Raw genomic sequence first — 18974 nt, 5'->3', positions numbered from 1 at the left:
TCCATTGTAAATTCATTACCTTTGAGTTCAAATTACAAAAATGTAATTCACAAACTAAGCAAGTTGTAATTTTGAGGTGGCTTAATCAGAAATGTAAGCAACAGTTTCGAGGTTAACAATCATGAATATTTGTCGAGTCTTAACTGTGGTAGCGATTCCTTTTGTAATTGGCACATTTGGCTTTGTTGCACCCAATCAAGCAAATGCCCAATCTCCGGCTAATCCCAGGGTAGAGATTTCACAACAACGCCCAAGACCACAAAATGAATTGCAAAAACCTGATAAAAAACCACAAATCAAGCATCAGCAACGACGCCCACAGGTAAAAAAACGCCTTCCCCAACCTCAGAATCAGGGCCCAGTTCAAAATCGCATACCAGACAATAACCGTTAACAACAAAGAATTCAGGGAATTTTTACCGATGGTGGTGAGCAAATGTTACTCAAGCTCACCAAGAATGGACAAGGTTACGCAGGAACTTTTGATGTGGGACTGAAGATTACGTAATTTGAGTACAGTGGTTATGCTTAAGTGACAAAAATTACAAAATTGTAATTCACAAGCAGGGCGAACTGTAATTTTAGGTTAGTTCAATTAGAAATGTAAACAATCTATCTTTTGAGTGTTGATTATGAAAATTCGTCAAATATTAGTGCTAACTGCGATTCCTGTTTGGTTTGGTACATTTGGTTTTATTTCACTTCACCAAGCAAATGCAGCTAATAAATTCCAGCAAATTGCACAGGCAACAGATACTCCCAAACAACCGCCGTCAGAAAGGCAGCGTCCGCCTCATCCTGATTTTAAAGCCGCTGCGGCGAAACTGGGAGTCACCGAAGCTCAGTTAAAAGCTGCACTGGGAGTGCCTGCTAATCCTCCTAGTGAAGCCGATCGCAATCAGCGTCCGCCTCGTCCTGATTTTAAAGCCGCTGCAACAAAGTTGGGTGTAACAGAACAACAATTAAAGGATGCACTGGGAGTACCTGCTCATCCTCCAACTCAAGGCGATCGCAGCCAGCGTCCACCTCGTCCTGATTTTAAAGCTGCTGCAACAAAGTTGGGTGTAACAGAACAACAATTAAAGGATGCGCTGGGAGTGCCTGCTAATCCTCCTAGTGAAGCCGATCGCAATCAACGTCCACCTCGACCTGATTTTAAAGCCGCTGCAACAAAGCTGGGTGTAACAGAACAACAGTTGATAGACGCTTTGGGTATTCCACCTCATCCTCAAGGCGATCGCCAAGGGCCTCCTCCAGCAAACAGGTAGTCATTCTCATTTGAATTAGGTACACGTAGGGGCGCACAGCTGTGCGCCCCTACGTGTTGATCTGTGAGAACCAATTTAGCCAGGTAAAGATAACCCTGTAACCGCGATCGCACCTGCAATCGCACTAGCCGCAAGGGAAGTCAATGCTGTGCCAAATATCCACCATGCTGCATTTGCAACGGTTTTTTTGGTTTCTTCGGCTTGCTTTTTAGCTTGTTGTTGAATCGCTTTCAGGCGTTTTTGTGTTTCTAGCTGGATGCGTTCGGCTCGTTGGAGTACGCCATCCCGCGCCGCTTCTATTTGGTCGATGATGCGGTTGGCGTCTGCTTCGGAAATATCCTCACGAGAACTCAGGACTGCAACTAGGGTATTGCGATCGAATTGACTCAAGCGATCGCGTAATGCTTCAAATCCAGCTTGCGGATCGTCAAAAACTTTGCCAAAGTCTTGCTTAATTCCTTCATAGTTGAGTTCTGGACGCTCCAGAGAGTTAAGATAGTTGCGAATTCTAGCAAAAATTCCATCCAACACTGATTGCACCCGTTGTTGAATCTGTTGGAATTGTTCGACAATGGAACTACGAACAGACTCGATTTGATCCACAATTCGGTTAGCTTCTTCTTCTGAGATATCTTCGCGTTGGGATAGCAGCGCCACAATTGTCGAACGGTCAAATTTAGAAGCGCGATCACTTAAATTCCCCATTCCAGCGCGGGGAGAAGACAACAGCAATTGCAAATCGCGTTTGATTCCTTCGGGGTTGAGTTCTTCTTTATTAGTATTGCGCAGATAATCTTCGAGATTACCTTCAAAATCTAAAACTTGTTGAGTGGTACGTTTTGCTAAACGTCGCGGCGCTTTGAGGATATCACGAATCGCATCTTGCACGCGATCGATGATTTGATTAACTTGTTCTTGGCTCAAGTCTCCCCCCTGACTTAGGAGTTTAACTAAGGTTTCTCGATCAACGTGAGATAAACGATGGCGCAATGCTAATGCACCTGCTTTCGGGTCATCGAGTAATTTTTCCAAGTCACGCCTAATACCATCTGGATCGAGTTCTTCTAAGTTGGTATTGCGGAGATATTCTGCAATGGCTTTTGTAGTTTTTTCGTACTGTTCTCTCGCTTGCTGCGGGACTTGCAAAATACTATCTCGGACTGCTTCGAGTTGATCGAGGACTTGGTTAATCTGTTGTTCGCTCAAGTCTCCTCGTTGAGTGAGCAGTTTCACCAGTGTATCGCGGTCAAATTGCGATAAACGCGATCGCAAAAGGCTAATTCCGGCTTGCGGATCTTCTAGTAAAACTCTAAACTCGCGTTTGATACTTTCGGGATTGAGTTCTTCTTTGTTAGTATTCCGCAAATAATCTTCAACTCTTTGCCGTAATTCTTCGGCTTTAGCTTTTGCTTGTTCTTGCAATTCTCTGGCACGATTCAAGATATTATCGCGGTTGCTCTCAAGTTGGCTAACAATATTATTAGCTTCTTCTTCACTAATATCTTGACGTTGCTGGAGCAATTGTACAAAAGTATCGCGGTCAAATTGACTGAAGCGATCGCTTAATTCTTCAAAGCCAGCTTCTGGGTCTTCTACTAACTTGACAAAATCCTGTTGAATACCTTCAGGATTAAGTTCTTCTTTGCCAGTCGAACGCAGATAATTTTCAATGTGGTTACGGAAATTTTGACCTTTTTCTCGCGCTTGGGACTGTTTGACAGTTTCTAAAACTTCCTGGCGATCGCTTTCCATTTGTTCGGCAATTTCTGTTACCCTTGCTTCGCTAATATCGTCCCGCTGCTTCAGCAAGTTAATGAAATATTCTTGATTGATTTCTTCTAATTCCCGTCTTACAGTTGTCGGGTCTGCGTTGACATCATAGATGACTTCTTTAAACTCATCTTTGAGCGTAATCCGGTTAAAGTGCCAAGGAAATGAATTCAATATGTAGTCTTCTACATCTGCTTTGATTGTATTTGCGAGTGATATAGGCAATCTTGCTGTTGCTTCCTCTCTAAACTTTTGTAACTGTTCTGTAATTTCTTCCACATCAACATCTTGAACTTTCTCTTTCAGTTTTTGTAACTGATTAGCGATTTTGTTAACATCGATATGAGAAAGGTTTATTCTATCTAACACTGCTGGAACAGCCGCAGTCAAGCCATATTGAACAGCTTGCTTCATTACACCATTACTTTGCTTGCCATTACCGCCTCCAACTGTAACCAACTCTTGAAGTCTTTCACCTAAATTCTCGGAATTTAGTTCTTCAGGACTAGCAGATTTCAGCAAATTAATTACTTGCTGTGTTGGATTTTTGCGGTTCAAAGCTTGTTGCCAAGCACCTTGTAATTGGTCAGCAATCCGATTAATATCTTCTTTAGATAAATCGGTGCGATCGCTCATTAAATCAACAAAGGTTTGCCGATTGACATTTTGCAACAAATCACTATTAACAACAGATTGTAAATCTGTATCTTGAATCAACTTGTCAAATTGAGAACGAATTTCTTTGATATCCACCTTTGGTAATTGCACAGAAGCCAAAGAACTTTGCAGTGTATTTCTAATACTTTCAGGGTCAAAACCTGATGTTAATTCTCGACGAACTGCGGCTGTAACTTCTTCTGCTGTGGAAACCAATTGTTGCTTGGCAGTATTAGCACTGATACCAGTAGTTGCTGTACCGAACAACGCTTGAAAACCAGAACTGACAGTACTGGCAATAGAACCAATTAAAGAACCTACTGCGGACGAACCGAACCAAATTATCACTGAAAAATAAATAGACCAGATGACTACACCGATAACTGCTCCTAAAAATGCATTTTCGACTAAGCTAAGTTTTACTGCTAGAAAACAAGCAATAAATAATGCAATACTAGCGGTTATCAATGCCCAAGAACCGACTTTACCTTGAATTTTACGAATTTTACTACCTAGCTTTATTGAGTCATCATCATCTGAGTCAATTTCCCAAGATGAAATTCCTACGGCAACTGAAAAGTTCGTGAATAACAATTGGAAGGCTAAAGCCATTGAAACCCCAGCCAGTAATGCTACTAAGAATTTAGGACCAGCAAAAAGAACTGATGCTTCTTCTGGAGTTAGTAGTTGTTGAGCAAAAGTTATGGGTGCTAATCCAAAAGGTAGCGAATCCCATCCTAATATGGTTAAAGCACTTTCAAACATACTATTTTCTCACTTGCATTCAATACAAATAGCCATTCTGTTGAGAAAATGGTCTATTTATCAGTCTAGATATTGATTTGACTAGGCTTACACTTACTAAGGGAGTAAAGTCGTTAGTCAAAAGTCATATAGTCATAATTCAGGAGTAAAGCCCGAAAAGTTCCGCCTCCAGTCTAAATAGTTCAAGAATCAGTAAAATGTCATTATTTATTTATTTTTCAAAATTTTAATTTTTATAACTTATGTACTGACGTTAAAAAAATATTAATTATTTCAAAAAGCCGATTTTTTAAGAAATTACCAATATTAAGCCACTAGAAGGTGGTCCTATTGATTATCTAATAATAATTAACAAAATGTAGTTGATTATCAACTATAGTTCAAGAATTTCTCAGACAATATCAATTGCTTCACCAACAAGTTTTATGAAAATTTAAAACATGAAAATTAAAAACAATTACAAAACTCAGAAAATAAATAGAAATGATACTGGAGATTTTTTACTTAACTTTAGATAAAACCACCTATGTCGGTTGATAGAGAAAAAATTTCTTCCAAGCGATTGAGGAAAAATAAATATAAACATGTATTAATAGGGATTATTACGAGCCATAACCAAGCTATAGATTTTTCAATAATTGATTTTACTGTTTGTGGAGAAAAATAATGGTTGTAGGTGTACATAAACGTGCAGTAGGCGTATTTTCTACTCGTCGAGATGTTGAACATGCGCTACATGAATTGAAGAATGCCGGCTTTGATATGAACAGAGTATCTGTTATTACGCGGGATGGAGAGCGTGATGATATTGCCGGCGCCGAAGTACGCGATCGCGTTGGTGATAAATCCGATGAAGGCGCTGCCGTGGGAGCAGTTTCCGGCGGTGCTGTAGGGGGATTGACTGGCTTATTAGTTGGCCTTGGTACTTTGGCAATTCCCGGAATTGGGCCAATTATGCTGGCTGGAGCCGCAGCAACCGCTCTCGCTACCACTCTTGCTGGAGCAGGTATCGGTGCAGTAGCTGGCAGTTTGCTTGGTGCATTGATCGGTTTGGGAATTCCCGAAGAACGAGCCAGAGTATACGATGAACGCGTCAAACGAGGACAGTATCTAGTCATCATTGATGGTACGGACGCCGAAATAGCAAGAGCGGAAGCAATTTTACGTCAGCGTGGTATCGAAGAGTTTGGCGTTTACGACCATCCAGATAGCACACATCCAACTACAGGTGTTGCTCATCAGAACGTAGTTAGCGGCAAATATGCAGTAGGATACTTTTCTCATCGCCAAGATGCGGAAGCTGCAATTAATGATTTGCGACATGCAGGTTTTCCTTTGAGTCAAATTTCTTTAATTCACAAAGACTCTTCGCGACGTGAATCTTTCCCAGGTATTCATGTAAGCGATCGCTGGGACTCTACACGTTGGAGCCTGCCACATGACCGCACTCACTTCTATAACGAGCGGATCAATCAAGGCGATTACATTATTCTCGTGAGTGGTACAGAAGCTGAAATCCAACGTGCGGCTACTATTATCAGCCAACATGGAATCCAACAGTGGCAGATTTTTGATTCAACTGGACATACCCCTGCAAACAGACCTCTGCAAACAAGCAAACGCGCAATCGGTGTGTTTTCTCATCGTCGAGATGCAGAAACAGCACTTACAGAATTGCGAGATGCGGGTTTCCCGATGAGTAGAGTCTCCATCATTGCCAAAGACGCCGACGGTCATGGTATCGCTGGTGTAGAGAATAAAAACGTCGGTGCAGGTAATAAAGCAGACGAGGGTGTAAAAGCTGGTGCAACTACAGGCGGCGTCTTAGGTGGCTTGACAGGCTTATTAGTTGGTCTTGGGACTTTAGCAATTCCCGGAATCGGCCCAGTACTCGCAGGTGGCGCAGCAGCTACCGCTATAGCAACAACACTGGCTGGCGGTGCTCTTGGTGCAGCAGCTGGCGGTATTGTTGGTGGACTCGTTGGTTTAGGAATCCCTGAAGACAGAGCTAGAGTATATAGCGATCGCTTCCAAAGAGGTGATTACTTAGTGATTGTTGATGGTACACAAGCTGAAATCTACCAAGCTGAACCCATTCTCAACCGTCGAGGCATCCAAGAATTCGGCATATATGATGCCACCGATCTAGGCGAACATCGCACAGGCTTTGACCAAGGAACCCATCACACCACAGGAGTTTTAGATCGCGATCGTACCAACTACTCAACAGAAGTTCATAGAGACGATCCTGCTGTAGTTATTGTCGATCGTCGTGACGAAACAATCTAATTAAAATAAGAATCCAGAATCCAGAATATAGAATTCCAAACCCTGTGCATCTACAGACGGAATTAATCGAATCTCTACTCTTGAATTCTGATTCTTAATATCTTGCTCCTCACCTATGCCGTTAATTTCAACAAATTTCATCTGATCCAACATTAAACATATGCAAAAGCTAACTTCCCTAGTAATTAGTTGCCTTTTAGTTTTTGGTGTTGCTGCTTGTGATAACGCTTCTAAAACAAGTGAATCTGCACCTGCTAATCCCAACGAAGCTCCAGAAGCACCGAGCGCTAGAACCACAGAAGCTTCTCAACAAGATGCACAAAGTGAACTCCGCAGAAGACAATTAAATGAAGATATTCGCGCCCGCGAACAACGCAATAATGCCACTGGTGGCGATGCAAATAGAGCCACAGGTGACCTAGCAAGTGAAGTTCGCTCCAAATTGGAGGCTAATATACCTGGTGGCCAACTAACGGTTAGTGCAGCAGACGATGGCACTGTCACTGTAGGAGGAACCGTACCCAATCAAGATCAAATTGCTAAGATCGAACGGTTATCCAAGGAAATCAAAGGTGTGAAAACTGTAGTTGTGAAAGCTACTGTTGCTCAGCCAAAAAGCTAAAACAGCTAACAACTATTCAAGTGAGTAGGCAGCGATAAATAGAGTTACAGCAGACTTAAAACTGGTGAGTTCGACAAACTAAACTGCGTCTGGTGTAAACTCTGCTGTAAATGCTCCTACTCAATTTGACTTCTCAGCTACAGGAATTTATTTAACTGCATAAAAATACTCGCTCTCCATTTTAAAAACCTGATTCTCTATTCCCTAACACAGACGCGATTAATCGCGTCTGTACCCACTCTCTTCGCAAAGAAATAACTTCAAAAATCAAAGTGGATCGCTGTATAGGAATCCGGTTTGATTTCTGAAAAAAATGCGTACACTTATAATAACCTTCTTCACTATTGCCTGTTCCCTGCCTCTACGAGTAATTTCAAAAATTAAATACTAGTCCTATATATAGCAATACGAGTTAAGTTAGAACATTTTTTGCACTTTTAGTCAAGAGACAACTTAATTGAAAGCCTAATTATCTAACTGAAAAAGGCAATTCACAAACACAGTAAGGGTGGTATACTTAAGTTACTGACGACAAATAATTGACAATTACCAACTTTAATAATTATATTTATTTACGCTCAGTCAGTTATAAAAACTCCTGTAATTGCTGAAAACTAAAACTATGGAAACCCAAGAGCAGCAACAATCCATCAACCCCTCTTCATTACAAGCTACCCTAGCACTTGAAGGGACAAATACAACAAATTTGCCAAAGCTACCACCAGCATCAGAACCCGAATGGCAACGAATTAATAGACAAGTTTTTGAATTTTTCGGGCAACTACCAGAATACTTAAGTAGCTTTTTTAAGGATTACAAGCAGGCTCTAATAACTCTGAGTTTAATCTTTGCTGCCATTGTTACAGCCAAGATAGCACTCGCAGTTCTAGATGCAATCCATGATATTCCACTACTGTCACCAATTTTTGAATTAATTGGAATTGCTTATGCTACCTGGTTTGTTTTCCGTTATCTAATTAAGGCTTCAAATCGGCAAGAATTAGCCCAGGAAATTCAACTCCTGAAAAATGAAATTATCGGCGGATAACTTTCTCATGCATTAAGTTAGTCGCATCCTCATATTCCCAATCTCTTGCAATCCCACTCCTTGAAAGGGGTGGGATTGTAAATTGTGGCTTCGGTTGAGGAACCTAGAAGCCCAAAGTAATACCAATTCACGAAAATTCTGATACAAATGATGAGTCTTTAAATTCTTTCCTCCTGCTCCCTGCCCCCTGCTGCCTATTTGTATCGATTTTAAAGGGAAATGGTATAAGCTTCTGGTAGGGTAATCTAACCTACTACTCTACTACCGAAGCAAACTGAGAAATAAATGGTGTTAGCCAAAATCATTGTTTGTCTCTAAAGATCTAAATTCAAATTATTGAATCAATTTTAATATGAGTCTTTCGGATACATCTCAAGATAGAGGAAAGTACATAGTTTCAAACTTAAATCACTTCTCAAGATAGTAGATTCTCAACATAAAATAGCCTAATCTAGTTCTCGAAGTTATTCAATACATTCTTTAACGAGGACATAATTTATGACTAATGAATCAGTTAAAAAAGGTATAGATTCATCCGATCGCGCCGAAGTAGATACATACGATCGCGGAATTATCCCTGCTGAAACAGCTGCTCGCAAAGAAAGAGAGGGAGATAAATTCAAAACAGTTCCCACAGAAGAAAGAGAAGCAAGTTCGGCTACCGATGACCAAACAGACTCGGGAAGTATACGCACCACTGACGGTTACACCGTAGACAAAGAAGGTTTGTTGAATAACTATGCAGTTGAACCAGAAATGTACTACGAAGAACCCGGTGATGCACGCCAAGAAGCAGCAGCAGATACCGCTGAACGTGTTGAAGAACTTGAGGACATTAACCAGGATGAAGAAGGTAAGTTGACAGAAAAGGGTGACAAGCGTGGTAAAGGCTCAGGAATCGTTTAATTAAAAACCATCATTGAATTTTAGATTTTCAATTTTGCGAAAAGTTTGAGCGTCGGCTTCCGGCGTAGAGGCCCGGAGGGCAGCTTGCCGAAGGCATCAAATCTTTTTAAAACGGATTTTTGATGGAAGATTTCAAAATCCAAAATGTTTGAAACAAAGCGAATTTATTTGTGGAATAAATCTGAAATTCAAAATTGTTTGGCTTGTTCCTGGGTGCAATTACACGTAAAAAGGCTAATGAGGAAGTTTGTAGAGACGCGATGATCGCGTCTCTGCTTTTATAAATATTAAGTAGCTTATTGTACGGATTTCTTGGCTTTTGATACATTGGGTTTGGAAGAATTTGTGGCGACCCATGTCAGAACAAAAGCCCTTGGTTATTACCAAAGAAGACGATATCTTACCACTATTTCCACGTTTACCAATTCTCACGAGTCTTCAAGCAGGTTGGCATGGAATTTCACTTGCATACATGTGTCAACCTGCTTCTACATTTCCTGAAGTTTCCACTCCCCAGTGGCACTCTCTGATCGTTTTCACTCATGGAGCGCGGGTGATTCATGCTGAACGGAAAATGGATGGACGCAGACATCGTGACGCTGTACTTGGAGGCGATATGCTGATTACTCCCGTTAATGTCGGGCATCAGGCGGCTTGGGATGCTGAAGGCGACTTTATTTTACTAGCGATTCAACCAGAAATTTTTGCTCGTGCAGTTGACGAAACAGCAGATACTGAACAAATTGAACTTATACCCCACTTCGCCACAGCCGATCCTCTGGTTTATCAAATGGGGCTAGCACTCAAAGGCATTTTGGAAAGCAATCCCTCAGGAAGTCGTCTTTATGCAGAGACGATGGCAAATGCTTTATCAGTACATCTTATGCAACACTATGCTACGCGCAAACCGATATTAAAAGCATATAAAAATGGTTTATCGCAACGTCAATTAGAGCAAGTTATAGACTACATTCACGAACATCTTGACCAAAATTTAGGTTTAGCAGAATTAGCGACTTTGATACCAATGAGTCCCCATTATTTTTCCCAGCTTTTCAAACAGTCTACAGGAATGACTCTTCATAAATATGTAATTCACTGTCGGGTGAAACGTGCCTACGAGTTATTGCTCAAAAGAGAAATGGCAATAAGTGAAATTGCTCACTTGGTTGGTTTTGCCAGCCAAAGCCATCTAAATTTTCACTGTAAGCGTTTAATGGGTGTAACTCCGAAAGCTATTCAACAAAGATAGGAAAAATCTGCAAAAAATCGGAGGAATTTGCAAGACTCCAGCCCCTAAAGTCTCTAAAATTTTCAAAAATGGCATCTGATATCATGTCCGTTCAAATCAGCGTCATTGCGACCGTTGGCTCTTAGCGTTCCCGCAGGGTAGGAAAGCAATCCCAAAAACCTTGTGATTGCGTCGTTTCACTCGCAATCAAATATTAAGGGTGATTTGCCGGACATCATATTATTCAAAAATATTAGAGATTAAGGAAACTTTTAATTTATGGTCAGAATTGAAACGAAAACCGAGCCAATGGTGATTAACTTTGGCCCACATCACCCCTCCATGCATGGGTGCTTTCGGATTCTTGTCACTTTAGATGGTGAAGATGTAGTCGATTGTGAACCTGTCATCGGCTATCTACACCGAGGTATGGAAAAAATTGCCGAAAACCGTACCAATATTATGTACGTGCCCTATGTGAGTCGATGGGACTACTATGGCGGGATGTTTAATGAAGCTGTAACGGTGAATGCTGTCGAAAAACTGGCAAATGTCACGATACCCAAACGTGCCAGCTATATTCGAGTAATCATGCTGGAGTTAGCGCGAATTGTCAACCATTTGCTATGGTTGGGGCCTTTTGTGGGAGATACTGGCGCACAAACTCCGATATTTTACACTTTGCGCGATCGCGAAATGATTCTCGATTTGTTTGAAGCTGCCACAGGCTACCGCATGGTCAACAATAATTATTTTCGCATTGGTGGAGTTGCTGCTGACCTACCTTACGGCTGGGTGGATAAATGCGAAGACTTTTGTAATTACTTTGTACCAAAGATTGATGAGTATGAAAAACTGATTACTAATAACCCAATTTTTCGCCGCCGAGTTGAGGGTGTGGGAGTTTTAAGTCGGGAAGAAGCGATTAATTGGGGAATTTCTGGCCCCATGTTACGGGCTTCTGGGATAAAGTGGGATTTACGAAAAGTTGACCACTACGAATGCTACGACGATTTTGACTGGGAAGTACAGTGGGATACAGCAGGAGATTGTTTTGCCAGGTACGTTGTCAGAAATGGAGAGATGCGTGAGTCAGTCAAAATTATTCAGCAAGCACTTAAGGGATTACCTGGTGGTGCATACGAAAATTTAGAAGCTCAACGCATGGTAGCAGGCGGTAAATCTGAGTGGAACGGGTTTGATTACCAGTTCATTGCCAAAAAAGTTTCGCCCACATTTAAGATTCCTGAGGGTGAAAACTATGCCCGCGTAGAGTCAGGAAGAGGAGAATTAGGAATCTATATTATTGGAGACGATCGCATTTTCCCCTGGCGTTGGAAAATTCGCCCAGCCGACTTCAATAATTTACAAGTTTTACCTCAATTAATCCGGGGTCAAAAAGTAGCCGATATTTTCGTCATCCTGGGAAGTATTGATGTTGTCATGGGATCGGTCGATCGGTGAATAGGTTATATTAAGTTCGGATAATCACTTATGATTAAAATTTCTCCGCGTCCCCGCGTCAGTCCTAATAATAAGTCTTCACCCGAACATGATATTATGGGGCATTGGGGCTGAGTTAGGAATTCTCTACTCCCCACATTCCCCAGTCCCCATTCCCCATTCCCTAAATTACCAACGGGTCAAGTTCACGATTATGCCATTGTCGTTGATACCATTCGGCAATCAAGGGACGAACAATAAACTTGGGATGACCTTCACCTTTGACATCAATGCGTAAACTTGAATAAGGGCGTCGCTTGTTAGCACCGTAGCCATTGCGACCGATGAACAAATGCGATCGCGCGACTAACCTATTCTCCTCCATCAAATTCGCTCCCTCAATCCGCTGGCGTCGCAGACTAAACCCGCTACCGCCACAAACAATCCAGGGGATATGAGAATCAGCGTGTCCTGTATCCATTGTTTGCAGATATTCTAGACAGTGGGCGTGTCCATTCAATACCAAATCGACCAAAGGACGCCCTTGATTTAGAGAACCTATTTGTTGAGCTACTTTATCCAGAACATTACGTAGGTGGTTGCGAATTGTCAAAGTTTGTGCTTGTTGCCACTTCGTTGCCTCAGTCACATAAGGAGGATGGTGGAAATAAATCACCCGTCCCCGAACTTCCTTAGTATTCCAAGATTCAATTAGTCTGTGCTTGAGCCAATCGAGTTGTTCAATGTCAGTCTGCGTTGGTCGGTCTGTGGCTAGTTGCTTATCAATATCAACAATAATTTCTTCAATTTGCGACAGTTTGGCTTGGAAGTCCTCTAAATCATCGGCATCACTAAGGTTTTCAGGATTGAGCTTGGTTGAGGTTTCCATAATTTGCAGCTTTTCTTGCTCTAAATCCTGACGACGTTTTTCCAAGACTTTGCGATCTGCTTGACCTTGCCTCGTCTTCGGCAGTGGTGGTGGATCGTTAAATGTATTAGAATCCAAGGCGAAGAAATCAATACCGCCATAACGAAAAGTGTAGTAGCGATTGGGAAGGCGCGTAAAATGCCCTGGTTGATAGCAAAGACAATTACCTGTGTCTGTTTTGGCGGTGTAGTAACGATTTAAATGAGCGTCTAATGCTCCTGGAAGCTCAAACGCTTTGAGATAGTCTAAAAACGCCCGTGCGTAAGCGTCACCTGTTCCTGAACCATGCAAACCTACATCTAAATCTAAACGCGATCGCAACAGTTTACGAATCGGTAATGTTGTCAGGGATGCTAAGCCTAAGAAAATCGGCAAGTCATAATAATCATGATTTCCCGGTATAGGTAAAATCGGTAGCTTAAAAACCATCTGGTCATAAGTAATTTTTCTGGGATGCTCTCCACCCAAGATAAACTCTCGGTACGGGTGGATGAAGTTCTGCTGGTAGTACTCACTTGACCCCACTAAATAAATCACATCCCCTGTATGTAGCATAAAACTACATTCAGGATGGTGGGGCAGCATGAGTTCGGCTACCTGTCGCTGGGGATTTTGCCCCTGATGGTTTCCAGAACCACTATCACCTACAACTAAAAACGAAAACTCCGAATCGTCTGCATGACCATCATCGAGCACTAATCGAGTTTGGTCGATGTTGCGTTCCACAATCAACGGGTCTTGCCATCGTACCCGCTGACTCATTTTGCGAATTTTTTTAGTAATAGCTGGATCGGATACTAGTTTCAATGCAACCTAACTCCTGAATCTTCAATTGGGTGGGAGGGGGCAGGAAGAGCAGGGGAGGCAGGGGAAGCAGGGGGAGAGAGAATAACTTCTAACTCAGTGCTCACTCCGTTGCTGGATTTTTCATCTCAATAATCAAGTTAGGGAGTCCCTCTAGTTTTTCTGTAGGCTCAACTTCTTCTATTAGTGGCACAAAAACTTTTAAGCCTGCTGGCACACACTTAACTTCTATTGGTGTTGTACCGATGATTTCGCCATCCAGAACAACTTTTTGTGGTGGCTCTGTGGTGATTTTAAATTGTTTGGCTCGCAGGTAACCAATGTCATTGCGTTCTGCTGCGTTGCCTGTAGAAGCTGTTTGGAAGAGATGGAATGTCGCGGCGATCGCTCCGGCTTTACTAGTTGGAGCTACAATTGTTAAGTCTAGTAGCCCGTCGTCATAAACTAGACCGGCTGGCCCTTGTGCTAATACTGAAGTCGGGGGCGCGGCATTGGCGACTGTCACTGCACAAGCGCTAGTTTTAATTATTCTGTCTTCAGTTTCAATTTCAACATCAAAGTTCTTTAAGTTTCTCAGTTGCTGAATTCCTGCTAAAACGTAGGCCATCATCCCAAAACGATTTTTGGCTTCCCGATCTGCTAGTTCTACGGTTTCAGCCTCAAACCCAACACCTACTAACAGTACCATTGGCAGATCGTTACAATAAGCTACGTCTACATTGTGCGTTCCTCCCTGCAATATTGTCTGACATGCACCTGCGATCGTGTCAGGAATTCCTAAAGCTGTGGCAAAAGCGTTTGCTGTACCTCTAGAAATTATACCAAATGGGATATCAGTACTTACTACTGCCGCCGCCGCTGCGGAGAGAGTACCATCTCCTCCCGAAGCAATGATCGCATCTACCCCTCGCTCTACTGCTGCATACGCTAGGGCGTCGGCACCAATTTCCTCAGTTGTTAAATAAATATCTAAATCAATTTCTGGCTCTAATATTGCTCGAATTTCTGCCAGCTCTAATTCTGGATCGCCTTGACCGGCTACTGGATTGAAGATGAGGCAGGCGGAACGATTCATAGGGGAATGACAACTAATGCTTAGATCACTAAGATATCAAATTATTTTTACCATTCTCGTAAAATTTTGACTTCCTTCTACTGGCTTGGTTGCCCTAGTTTGAAGTCGATCAATAACATTTTTTTTGCAAACAGCAAAAGTTTCAGTGTCTATGTAACAAACGAGACTTTAAATTCTATTAAGAAATTTAAATATACAATTCTTAGAGTATTCAGCATTGTAAAATGAACAGTGAATTTTGTCGATTAATAAATTAAGTAAAAGTTAGCTATTGTAGATATAATTAGTATTTTTACTTCACTAAATTAATCTTACGGATAGGTCTAATTGACGCACCACTCATTTTTGTATTATTGGTTTTTCTTCTTCGTTATTACTCTTGCCAGATATTTTCTGATAGCTGGAGGAGCATATTTGCTCTTTTATTCAGTTCTGGGAAAGTCTCTCGCCAACAAGAGTTTGCGTTTGAAACCGTTGATGAATTCTTCGATTATAAATGATATTCAATTATCGGTCATCTCCGCAGTCATTTTTGGTATTTCTGGAGCGTTTATCATTTCAGAGTATATTTTAGGAAAAACGTTATTATACACTAATTTATACGAATATGGGCTGTGGTATTTGGTAGCTAGCTTTGTTTTGGTGCTAATTCTTCAGGATACATACTTTTACTTTGTCCATAGGATGTTTCATCACCCTCTAATTTTTAAATGGATGCATGATGGACATCACCGTTCGGGAGAACCAACGCCTTGGAGTTCTTCTGCATTTGATTTGCCAGAGGCGATCGTGCAAGCACTTTTTTTTGTAGGTGTTAGCTACATAGTTCCGCTACATTTTGTCACTTTAGTGGCCGCACTTATAACTATGACAGTATGGGCAGTGTTTACCCATCTCGGATTTGAGGTATTACCCACCTCATCTAGGAGCGACTGGATTGGAAAGTGGCTCATTGGTTCTAAACATCACTCAATACATCACCGCAAGTATAAAGTACACTACGGTTTGTATTTTACGTTCTGGGACAAACTGCTTGGTACTGAAGACCCTAATTATGTAAATAAAACCGATCAAGAAGGGGAAAGGGGAACGGGGAAGGTGGAAAGGGATACAGTCCCCTAATAGAGTATTTATTATTTTGTTGTCCGATCGCTATCAATGTCGTCTTCAACAACAGTTGGGCTATCTGCTAGCCCTTAACGCCTAACATTTGCCTTTTGACAAGAGCATGACCAGATTGAACATCAAACCAATGAATATCCTCAGGGGGCAATGCCAGTGTAATATCCTCGCCACTCCAGTTTTGGCCTATTGGTAACAAAGCACGTACTGTAATCGCTCCAGTTTGTGAACCCTCAACCCTGACACTAACCAAATAGTGCATCCCCAAGTTTTCCACTAAATACACTTGCCCTCGAATCTTTTGGGTATCACCTGGTTGGGCAATGCGGACATTTTCTGGGCGGATACCCAGCACAATCTGTGGCGGTACAGTTGGTATATCTGGCAGAGGCACTTGGAAGCTACCCAAAATTGCGTATTTTCCCTGACAGGGTAGAGTTAGCAAATTCATTTGGGGACTACCAACAAATCCAGCTACAAATAAGTTAGCTGGATGGTTATAGATGCGGTCGGGTGGGTCAAGTTGCTGCACATAGCCATCGTTGAGCAAAGCTACTTTCGTGGAGAGTGTCATTGCTTCTGTTTGGTCGTGGGTGACGTAGACAACTGGCACTTTTTGGGCTGCAAAAATTTGCTTGAGATCGGCTCGGACTCGTTCGCGCAGCAGTGCATCTAGGTTACTTAAAGGTTCGTCTAGCAGGTACACATTGGCATTACGCACCAAAGCACGACCGACGGCAACACGCTGCCGTTGACCTCCAGACATCTGACCAGGCTTACGGTTCATCAACTCTTGTAATCCTAAAACTTCTGCCACTTCTGCCACTCGCCGTTGAATTTCTGCTGATGGTACTTTTCTCAGCTTCAGTCCAGAAGCGAGATTTTCGTACACTGTCATGTGGGGATAGAGTGCATAGCTTTGAAATACCATTGCAATATTGCGATCGCTTGCTCGCTTATAGGTAACATCTACATCCCCAATCTTGATTTGACCGCGAGTAGGTTCCTCAAGACCAGCAATCATGCGTAGAACGGTGGATTTGCCACAGCCGGAAGGCCCAAGTAAAGTCAGAAACTCATGGTTATCTACAGTTAAGCTAACGTCTTTGACAGGAACGACTTTAGGATTATAAGTTTTATTTAAATTTTTGATTTCGAGTTTAGCCATTTTTCTTTTTATCCTTTTACAGCCCCAGCAGTCAGACCTTGGACAATCCGGCGCTGGAAAAACAAAACTAGTAAAACCAAGGGCACAGTTCCCACCACAGTCGCAGCGGCGATCGCACCGTAGGGAATTTCAAATACTGTCGCACCACCCAACTGGGCAGCAGCAACAGGAATCGTCTTCAACTCTTCACGAGTCATAAACGTCAGAGCGAAGATAAACTCGTTCCAGGCAAAAATAAAGGTGAGAATTCCAGTAGTTACTAAGGCGGGAAGGGTCATAGGCAACACGATTTGCCACAGTAGTTGAAAAGTGTTGTAGCCATCGACTCTGGCGGAATCTTCTAAGTCTTTTGGTAATTGCTGGAAAAAGCTTCTCAGTACTAGAATTGTTAGCGGTAAATTGATTGCAGTGTAGGGTATAATCAGCGCCAGATAGTTGTTGCCCAGTTTGAGCGCTTGAATAACTTCTAACAGTCCCAAAAATAACAGAATTCCAGGAAATAAAGTCACAATTAAAACACTGGCAAGAATAACTCGTTCACCCCAAGGGCGTAAGCGTGCCAGGGCATAGGCAGCAGGAGCGCCGATCGCTAAAGCTACAGTTGTGGAAGTAATGGATACAAAGGCACTGTTGAAAATGTAGCGCCAAAATGGACGACGAGTAAATAACTCAATGTAGTGATTAAAAGTGAATCGCGTGGGGAAATAAACAGTAGGAACGGCGGCAATATCTTCATTCACTTTAAACGAAGTCAGCAATTGCCATAGGGCTGGCGCTAGGCTAAACAGCACTACTAATACAATTGCTATCGGCAGCAAGATTTTTTTAGGAGAAAACTTAGTCCGCCCTGTTGGTTTTGGAGTTGTTGGAACTGGTTGGGGTACTACACTCATGGGTTAAATGGCTCCTGATGTTTTGGCACGAGATTTGTTGAGCAAGAAACTAGCGATCGCCACCCCAGTAACCAATATTAAAAATGTCACCACTACCAAGGCTGCTCCATAACCAAAATCTAAGTAGCGCATCACCGTGGAGTAGATGTACAATGACACCACTTCAGTAGCACCACCAGGGCCACCCCCAGTCATCACAGCAATTAAGTCAAAAATTCCGAAAGCTTGAGCAAACCGAAATAGCACTGCAATTAAGATTTGCGGTAGTAGCAGTGGTAGGGTAATATTGCGGAAACTTTGCCAAGCAGTTGCTCCATCCACCGAATAAGCTTCGTAGAGGTCTTTTGATATCGACTGCAACCCAGCTAGCAACAGGATACTGATAAACGGCGTAGTTTTCCAAATATCAGCAAAAATCAATGCTATCATCGCCAGCGTTGGATCTCCTAACCAGTTAATCCCAGTTTGAATCAGACCGACCCGCCGCAGAATATCGTTGACAACTCCAAATTGGTCGTTAAAAATCCAAGCCCACGCCAAACCAATCAGAGCGGTAGGCAAAGCCCAAGGTAGAATCGCGATTGTACGCACTAAGCCTCGCCCCAAAAACGCCTGATTGAGAACTAGAGCAATTAAAAGTCCTAGCAGTAGTTCCAAGACAACGGATGCTGTTGTGAACACAGTTGTGATCCACAAACTCTGCCAGAAACGACCATCCCCCGCCATCCGCACGTAATTCTCCAAACCAGAAAATACCGGTTGTAGCTCCGTTCCCAGATTCCTAGTAAATACACTTAACCAGAATGCTCGTAAAATCGGGTAACCAAATACCAACAACAGCAGCAGCAATGCTGGTGTTAGTAAGATCCAAGCTGTCCGTTGTTCCCGACCTCGAAGTGTATGTAGATTAGTCATTAGTCATTAGTCATTAGTCATTAGTCATTAGTCATTGGTCATTAGTCATTAGTCATTAGTCATTAGTCAT

General features: G+C 42.2%; 15 protein-coding genes. 9 read left to right on the top strand and 6 right to left on the bottom strand.

The annotated features are described in order from the left end of the window. The first annotated feature begins 121 nt into the window (after positions 1-121). Positions 122-394 (top strand): hypothetical protein, encoded by a 273-nt coding sequence (locus ACM0OY_RS10650; RefSeq protein ID WP_414568824.1) that lies wholly within the window; start codon positions 122-124, stop codon positions 392-394. Between the two features lie 238 nt (positions 395-632). Continuing rightward, positions 633-1268 (top strand): hypothetical protein, encoded by a 636-nt coding sequence (locus ACM0OY_RS10645; RefSeq protein ID WP_414568823.1) that lies wholly within the window; start codon positions 633-635, stop codon positions 1266-1268. 75 nt (positions 1269-1343) lie between these two features. Here the strand turns inward: ACM0OY_RS10645 and ACM0OY_RS10640 are convergent, their stop codons facing one another. Continuing rightward, entirely contained in the window at positions 1344-4460 is a 3117-nt protein-coding gene (locus ACM0OY_RS10640; protein ID WP_414568822.1) for an MFS transporter, read from the bottom strand. Between the two features lie 666 nt (positions 4461-5126). Between ACM0OY_RS10640 and ACM0OY_RS10635 the strand changes: the two genes are divergently transcribed. The 6 genes from ACM0OY_RS10635 (at position 5127) to ACM0OY_RS10610 (ending at position 12020) form a co-directional block, all read left to right on the top strand. Next, entirely contained in the window at positions 5127-6749 is a 1623-nt protein-coding gene (locus ACM0OY_RS10635) for a histidine kinase (RefSeq protein ID WP_414568821.1), read from the top strand. A 160-nt stretch (positions 6750-6909) separates the two neighbouring features. Next, a complete protein-coding gene (locus tag ACM0OY_RS10630; RefSeq protein ID WP_414568820.1) occupies positions 6910-7371 on the top strand; it encodes a BON domain-containing protein in 462 nt (153 codons plus the stop codon). A 622-nt stretch (positions 7372-7993) separates the two neighbouring features. Continuing rightward, entirely contained in the window at positions 7994-8419 is a 426-nt protein-coding gene (locus tag ACM0OY_RS10625) for a CAAD domain-containing protein (protein ID WP_414568819.1), read from the top strand. 498 nt (positions 8420-8917) lie between these two features. Further along, positions 8918-9325, top strand: a complete 408-nt coding sequence (locus ACM0OY_RS10620; protein WP_414568818.1) for a hypothetical protein — start codon at positions 8918-8920, stop codon at positions 9323-9325. A 355-nt stretch (positions 9326-9680) separates the two neighbouring features. Further along, positions 9681-10577, top strand: coding sequence for a helix-turn-helix transcriptional regulator (locus ACM0OY_RS10615; protein ID WP_414568817.1), 897 nt, complete (start codon positions 9681-9683; stop codon positions 10575-10577). Between the two features lie 258 nt (positions 10578-10835). Continuing rightward, entirely contained in the window at positions 10836-12020 is a 1185-nt protein-coding gene (locus ACM0OY_RS10610; protein WP_414568816.1) for an NAD(P)H-quinone oxidoreductase subunit H, read from the top strand. Between the two features lie 163 nt (positions 12021-12183). On the opposite strand, the gene ACM0OY_RS10605 is transcribed toward ACM0OY_RS10610, so the two are convergent. After that, the gene (locus ACM0OY_RS10605) at positions 12184-13734 is read right to left on the bottom strand and encodes a metallophosphoesterase (RefSeq protein ID WP_414568815.1); all 1551 of its coding nucleotides are present in this window, start codon (positions 13732-13734) and stop codon (positions 12184-12186) included. 100 nt (positions 13735-13834) lie between these two features. Continuing rightward, a complete protein-coding gene (locus ACM0OY_RS10600; RefSeq protein WP_414568814.1) occupies positions 13835-14806 on the bottom strand; it encodes a YegS/Rv2252/BmrU family lipid kinase in 972 nt (323 codons plus the stop codon). Between the two features lie 477 nt (positions 14807-15283). Between ACM0OY_RS10600 and ACM0OY_RS10595 the strand changes: the two genes are divergently transcribed. Further along, complete coding sequence (locus ACM0OY_RS10595; RefSeq protein ID WP_414568813.1) at positions 15284-15928, top strand: sterol desaturase family protein; 645 nt, start codon at positions 15284-15286, stop codon at positions 15926-15928. Positions 15929-15995: 67 nt separating this feature from the next. Here the strand turns inward: ACM0OY_RS10595 and ACM0OY_RS10590 are convergent, their stop codons facing one another. The 3 genes from ACM0OY_RS10590 to ACM0OY_RS10580 are packed head-to-tail and all read right to left on the bottom strand — an operon-like array spanning position 15996 to position 18904. Beyond that, positions 15996-17096 carry an ABC transporter ATP-binding protein gene (locus tag ACM0OY_RS10590; protein ID WP_414568812.1) on the bottom strand — a complete coding sequence of 367 codons (1101 nt, stop codon included), beginning with the start codon at positions 17094-17096 and terminating at the stop codon, positions 15996-15998. Positions 17097-17104: 8 nt separating this feature from the next. Beyond that, positions 17105-17989: a carbohydrate ABC transporter permease gene (locus ACM0OY_RS10585; protein WP_414568811.1), complete on the bottom strand. Its 885-nt coding sequence runs from the start codon at positions 17987-17989 to the stop codon at positions 17105-17107. Positions 17990-17992: 3 nt separating this feature from the next. Continuing rightward, positions 17993-18904 carry a carbohydrate ABC transporter permease gene (locus ACM0OY_RS10580; protein WP_414568810.1) on the bottom strand — a complete coding sequence of 304 codons (912 nt, stop codon included), beginning with the start codon at positions 18902-18904 and terminating at the stop codon, positions 17993-17995. Positions 18905-18974 lie beyond the last annotated feature (70 nt).

Origin of the sequence: Nostoc sp. CCY 9925 (genome assembly GCF_963920935.1) — a bacterium.
Taxonomy (GTDB): Bacteria; Cyanobacteriota; Cyanobacteriia; order Cyanobacteriales; family Nostocaceae; genus Nostoc.
The sequence above is the reverse complement of the archived record's forward strand: the minus strand, read 5'-3'. Positions and strand labels throughout refer to the sequence as shown.